At 68.8% G+C, this 5,517-nt stretch carries 5 protein-coding genes and 1 riboswitch; of the genes, 4 read left to right on the plus strand and 1 reads right to left on the minus strand.

The window, feature by feature from the left end; translation table 11 throughout:
• Positions 1-626 (minus strand): DUF222 domain-containing protein (locus tag ACFUTU_RS21075; protein ID WP_377967873.1); only part of this gene is annotated, 626 nt, incomplete at its 3' end.
• A gap of 622 nt (positions 627-1,248) precedes the next feature.
• On the opposite strand from ACFUTU_RS21075, the gene ACFUTU_RS21080 reads away from it, so the two are divergent.
• The 4 genes from ACFUTU_RS21080 to ACFUTU_RS21095 all read left to right on the plus strand — a co-directional run bounded on the left by ACFUTU_RS21080 (position 1,249) and on the right by ACFUTU_RS21095 (position 5,459).
• On the plus strand, positions 1,249-2,463 hold the full coding sequence (locus tag ACFUTU_RS21080) for a Re/Si-specific NAD(P)(+) transhydrogenase subunit alpha (protein ID WP_377967875.1): 1,215 nt from the start codon (positions 1,249-1,251) through the stop codon (positions 2,461-2,463).
• A complete protein-coding gene (locus ACFUTU_RS21085) occupies positions 2,463-2,810 on the plus strand; it encodes an NAD(P) transhydrogenase subunit alpha (RefSeq protein ID WP_377967877.1) in 348 nt (115 codons plus the stop codon). The genes ACFUTU_RS21080 and ACFUTU_RS21085 overlap by 1 nt, the downstream gene beginning before the upstream one ends.
• Positions 2,807-4,180, plus strand: a complete 1,374-nt coding sequence (locus ACFUTU_RS21090) for an NAD(P)(+) transhydrogenase (Re/Si-specific) subunit beta (RefSeq protein ID WP_377967879.1) — start codon at positions 2,807-2,809, stop codon at positions 4,178-4,180. The genes ACFUTU_RS21085 and ACFUTU_RS21090 overlap by 4 nt, the downstream gene beginning before the upstream one ends.
• A 162-nt stretch (positions 4,181-4,342) precedes the next feature.
• Positions 4,343-4,509: riboswitch (cyclic di-AMP (ydaO/yuaA leader) on the plus strand.
• Between the two features lie 5 nt (positions 4,510-4,514).
• On the plus strand, positions 4,515-5,459 hold the full coding sequence (locus tag ACFUTU_RS21095) for a LysM peptidoglycan-binding domain-containing protein (RefSeq protein WP_377967881.1): 945 nt from the start codon (positions 4,515-4,517) through the stop codon (positions 5,457-5,459).
• Positions 5,460-5,517 lie beyond the last annotated feature (58 nt).

The raw sequence follows: 5,517 nt of genomic DNA on the forward strand, positions 1-5,517 counted from the left end.
GCCCGGTCCAGGGCGAGGGTGATGGTGGTCGCGGCGCGGGAGCTGATCAAACCGGTGCCGGCCGCGGCGGCGAGTTCTTCGTAGCGGGGCGGGAGTTGCTGGCCGCCGAAGCCGGGCCGGGGCAGGATGGAATCGGCCAGGGTGAGGCGGCGGCGGGCTTCGCAGGCGCTGATGCCCAGCCGGGTGCGGAGGAACTCGGCGGTGTTCCGGGCACCGTCAGCATTGGGGTCCGCGCCCGCATACTCGCCCGCAGCCGCTTCGTCAGAAACAGCGTTGGGGACGAGGGGTGCCGCGGCGGCGGTGAGGGCCGCGGTCCGCGACCTTTCCACGGCCCCGGCCGCGACCACCTGGAAATGCTCCACTCGCCGGGAGAGCCGCTCAACCCGGTCCGCGAAATCAGCCGCCCTGCCGAAACCCCACAACGCCGTGTCCTCGGCGGTGATGGGGTTCGACTCGAGCCAGGCCATGGCCTGGTCAACGGCGTCTGCGTCTGGAACCACTTCAGCGGGAACGCTGTGAAGGGCGGTCGCGCCAATGGAAGCCGGCGCCGCGCTTTGGGCGGAACCGAACAAACCGGTGCCGGACCCCAAGGCCCGGTCTCCGATAGATCCCCCAACGGCTTCCATGCACCCATTCTGAACGGGGGGTCTGACATTAATAGCCGCGACACCGGTGCCTTCCCCGCTCGCCCAGTCCCCGCCGTCGTTCTCGGCGGAAGAGCCGCCGGTAGGCGCCCGGTCGAGCCAGCCGCCGTCGTTCCCTGAGGCAGAGGCCAGCCCAGCGGGACCGGACGCCAAGTCCCGGTCCGTGGTGAATCCCCCAACGGCTTCCATGGACCCATTCTGATCTGGGGGTCTGACATTAATAGCCCCGTCACCGGGAGCCGCCTCGCCGAGCCAGCCGCCGCCGTCATTCCCAGCCGCGGGAGCCAACCCACCGGGACCGGTCCCCACGTCCCGGTCTGCGGTGGATCCCCCAACGGCTTCCATAGACCCATTCTGAGCAGGGGGTCTGACATTAATAGCGCCGCCCGTAATATCCCGCCGGCGCTCATCCCAAAGTTTTTCGGCGAGGATCCAAAGCCAGTCGCCACGCCGTCCGTGGCGAAGTCGACGGTCACCCTCCCGTCAGGCGCCTCGGGGCCATAGACTCTAGCCAACTACGTGCAGCAGCGCCGCTCCGTGAACCGCCCGAAAGGGAACCGAGGGGAGCCACAACGCCGCTGCACCCGTTGGAAGGACGTGGCGGGTGAAGCTGGGCATAGCGCGGGAGCGCCGTGAAGGCGAACGGCGGGTGGCTGGCACCCCCGAGACGGTGAAGCAGCTGACCGGGCTGGGCCTGGAGGTGCTGGTCGAATCCCGGGCGGGTGTTTCCGCCGGGCATGCCGACGAGGAATACCGCCAGGCAGGCGCCCACATCGTCGCGGACCTCGATCCCGCCGAACTGGATATCCTGGCACATGTCCGCCCGTTGGAGCTCCCGACGGCGGCAGCTCTGAAGCGCGGTGCAGTCACCGTGGGGTTGGCGTCGCCGTCGTCCGAACTCGCCACCGTCAGGGCACTCGCCGAAGGCGGCGTGACGTCCTTCGCGCTGGAACTCGTGCCGCGTATCTCCCGGGCGCAGTCCATGGATGCCCTCTCCTCCCAGGCCCTTGTGGCCGGATACCGGTGCGTTCTTGAGGCCGCCATCCGCCTGCCCCGCTTCTTTCCCCTGTACATGACCGCCGCCGGCACCGTACCGCCGGCAAGGGTGCTGGTGCTCGGGGTGGGCGTCGCCGGGCTGCAGGCGATCGGAACGGCGAAGCGGCTGGGCGCCCGCGTCTCCGCCAACGACATCCGGCCCTCTTCGGCGGAAGAAGTCACGTCCATGGGCGGCACCTTCATCAAACTGGACCTGGAAACGGCGGAGGCAGCCGGCGGGTATGCCCGCGAGCTCAGTGCCGACCGCGGTGCCCTGCAGCGGCAGCTGCTGGCGCCGCATGTTGCCGATGCGGATGTGCTGATCACCACGGCGGCCGTCCCAGGCCGGCATGCGCCGCTCCTGGTGACCCGTGAAATGGTGCAGGGCATGCGCCCCGGATCAGTCGTCGTCGACCTCGCCGCGGAATCCGGCGGCAACGTCGAAGGATCCGTTCCCGGCCGGGACATCCACGTGCCCACCGCAGACGGCAAGGGGACCGTCGCCGTCGTCGGCCTCAAGGACGCGCCGTCCGCCATGCCGGCTGATGCCTCCCGCCTCTACGCCAAGAACGTGGCCAACCTGCTGGCCCTGATGGTCCGGGACGGGACGGTTGCCCCGGACTTCGACGACGACGTGATAGCGGGTGCCTGCCTGACGCACGACGGCGTGGTGCGGCATCCGCAGACGGCGGAGGCTCTCGCTGCGCTCACCGGAGACAACGAACTCGCCGAGGAGTTGGCGGAGGGCCCAGTGAAGGCGTCGGAAAACGAAGGGGTGGCCTGATGGACGGCATCAGCCTGCTGACCATTACCGTGCTGGCGGTGTTTGTTGGCTTCGAAGTGGTGTCGAAGGTCTCCAGCACCCTGCACACGCCCCTGATGTCCGGCGCGAACGCCATCCACGGGATCATCCTGGTGGGTGCGATCATCGTGGCTGGCCAGGCCGAACACCCCTGGGTGCTGGCGGTGGCGCTTCTGGCGGTGGTGCTCGCCACGGCTAACCTGGTGGGCGGCTTTGTGGTGACCGACCGAATGCTCGAGATGTTCCGCGGCCGCAAGCCGGACAAACCGGCCGCCTCCGGCACAGTAACGCCAGGCGAAACCACGGAGAACACGGAGGCCCGGCGGTGACTCTCCTCGATCCCAGCGTCACGGCGCTGCTCTACCTTGCGGCCGCCGTCCTTTTCATTCTGGCGCTGAAAGGCCTCAACTCCCCGCGCACCGCCCGCCGGGGCAACCTTATCGGCGCCTTCGGTGCACTGGTCGCCGTCGTCACGGTCTTTTTCTCCACGCGGCTGGACAACGTTCCCCTGATCCTTGGCGCGATTGTTGTCGGTTCCGGCGTGGCTGCCCCCGTGGCCAGGCGCGTCAAGATGACCCAGATGCCGCAGCTCGTCGCGCTGTTCAACGGGGTGGGTGGGGGCGCCGCCGCCCTCGTGGCTCTGCTGGAACTGCCGCATGCGGAGGACGCCTGGGTGCGGGTCGCCGTCGTCTTCACCCTGCTGGTGGGGGCGGTGTCCTTTGCCGGGTCCGCCGTGACGTTCGCGAAGCTGCAGGAACTCATGACCACCCGTCCGGTCGTTTTCCCCGGGCTGCCGGTTCTGATGGGGGCCGTGCTGCTCGCTGCTGTAGGTGCCGCGGCCGCCGTCGTGCTGGGCGGGTCGCTGGTCCTGGCGCTGCTGCTCCTGTTGCTGGGCCTGCTGGCCGGCGTGCTGCTGGTCCTGCCGGTGGGCGGCGCCGATGTGCCGATCGTCATCTCGCTGCTTAACGCCTTCACCGGCCTGGCTGTGGCGGCGTCCGGTCTGGTGCTGGGGAACGTCCTGCTGGTGGTGGCCGGAACGCTCGTCGGTGCGTCGGGCACCATCCTCACCCGGGCGATGGCAGCGGCCATGGGCCGCAGCGTGGCCGGCATCCTGTTTGGCGCTTTCCGGGGAGGTTCGACGGCGGGATCCACTGCCGTGAGCGACCGTCCGGTCCGCTCGTCCAGCCCGGAGGACGTGGCGGTGCTGCTGGGTTACGCCCAGCGCGTGATAATCGTGCCCGGATACGGGCTGGCCGTCGCACAGGGACAGCACACGGCCGCGGAGCTGGCGCAGGCCCTGGAATCCAGGGGTATCCGTGTGGACTTCGCCATCCATCCGGTCGCGGGGCGCATGCCCGGTCACATGAACGTGCTGCTTGCCGAGGCCAATGTGCCTTACGAATCGCTCAAGGAGATGGGCGAGATCAACTCTGAGTTCCGCACCGCCGACGTCGCGCTGGTGGTGGGCGCGAACGACGTCGTGAACCCGGCGGCCAAGACCACCGCCGGTTCGCCGATCTACGGGATGCCGATCCTTGAAGTGGCGGACGCGCGTCAGGTGGTGTTCCTCAAGCGGTCCATGCGACCGGGGTTCGCCGGTATCGAAAACGACCTCATGTACGAACCGCAGACCACCCTGCTGTTCGGTGACGCCAAGGAATCCCTGACGAAGGTGCTTGGTGCGGTCAAGGCCCTGTAAGTGTGCGCCGGGGAGCCATACTCTGAAAACCTGTTCCTGAGCGCTTCGGCGCGCCGCGTTATCTAAATGTGACTTTTGGTGCGGAGGTGCGGTAGCCTCGGCGAGTGCCCTGGTTTCCGCTCAGGGCATTCCCGGGCAGAATGCCGAGCCCTGCCGCTGACCGGGATCCGTTCGCTACGACCAACAGGCAGGGACGGGGGAACCACGTTAGTACCGGCCTTGCCTCCGAGGCCTTGGGGTTAAGTCCGGCGCGCCGCCCAGCGGCCGTCAGGACCGGGTGACTCCCATCCGAACCCGACAGCTAACCCCGCAGGCATGGGAGAGGCACATCACCATGTCACGTAAGTCCACTGCCGCGCGTCATCGCGCCACCCCTACGACCTCCATCGCCCTGCAGGGGCTGTCGTATTCCCTCAAGTCCAACGCCGCCACGGTTGCCAAGCCGGCTGCCGCTGCAGCGGTCGCCTCCGGGCTTCTCTTCGGCGCAGGTGCACCTGCCCACGCCGGCGCCTACGCTCCGGAGACCCCGGGCACTTCCGCCAGCCAGGCCGCCACCGGTGCCGCCGCTGCCGTCCAATCCGCAGCAGGCCAGGCGCTGGCAGCCCCGGCCACGCCGGCAGTTCCCGCGCCGGCTGGATCCGCCGTTGCCGGCGCACCGTACACCGTTGTTTCCGGCGACACGCTCGGTGCCATCGCGGCCAGCCACGGGGTAAGCCTCGATGTTCTGCTCGCGGAGAACGGTCTGACCCTGGCGTCGATCATTTACCCCGGCGATCAGCTCCTCATCCCCGGGCCCGGCGCACCTGCAGCCCCCGCGGCTCCTGCTGTGCCTGCCGCACCGGCTGCACCCGCAGCTCCGGCACCCGCAGCTCCGGCCCCGGCGCCTGCAGCGTCCGAACCCTCCGGCATGGGGATCTACAGTGCCTCGGCCTCGATCAAGCCGGCAGCCGCGACCCAATCCGCCAGCGGTGTGGGTGCTGCCATCGTGGCTTCCGCCCAGTCACAGCTCGGCGCCACCCAGGACTGCACCGTCCTGGTGGAACAGGCGCTGCGTTCAGTCGGCAAGTCCGTGGGTGACCTCGCGCCCACCCAGTTCTACCAGTACGGCACTCCGGTCTCCTCCCCGCAGCCCGGCGACCTCATGATCAGCGGCGGGCACGTCGGCGTTTACATTGGCAATGGCCAGGCGATCAGCAGCGGCATGAACGGTGTCAACGAAACCATCGTTCATCCGGCCTCCTGGCTCACCGGCTCCACTTACGTGCGGGTGAACGCCTAACAGCGGCCGTCCGCTGACAGGCGGCAAACCGATACAGCAGCGGCGGGTGCCTTTGGCA

The sequence above is a fragment of the Arthrobacter sp. NPDC057388 genome, assembly GCF_042668165.1.
Classification (GTDB): Bacteria; Actinomycetota; Actinomycetes; order Actinomycetales; family Micrococcaceae; genus Arthrobacter.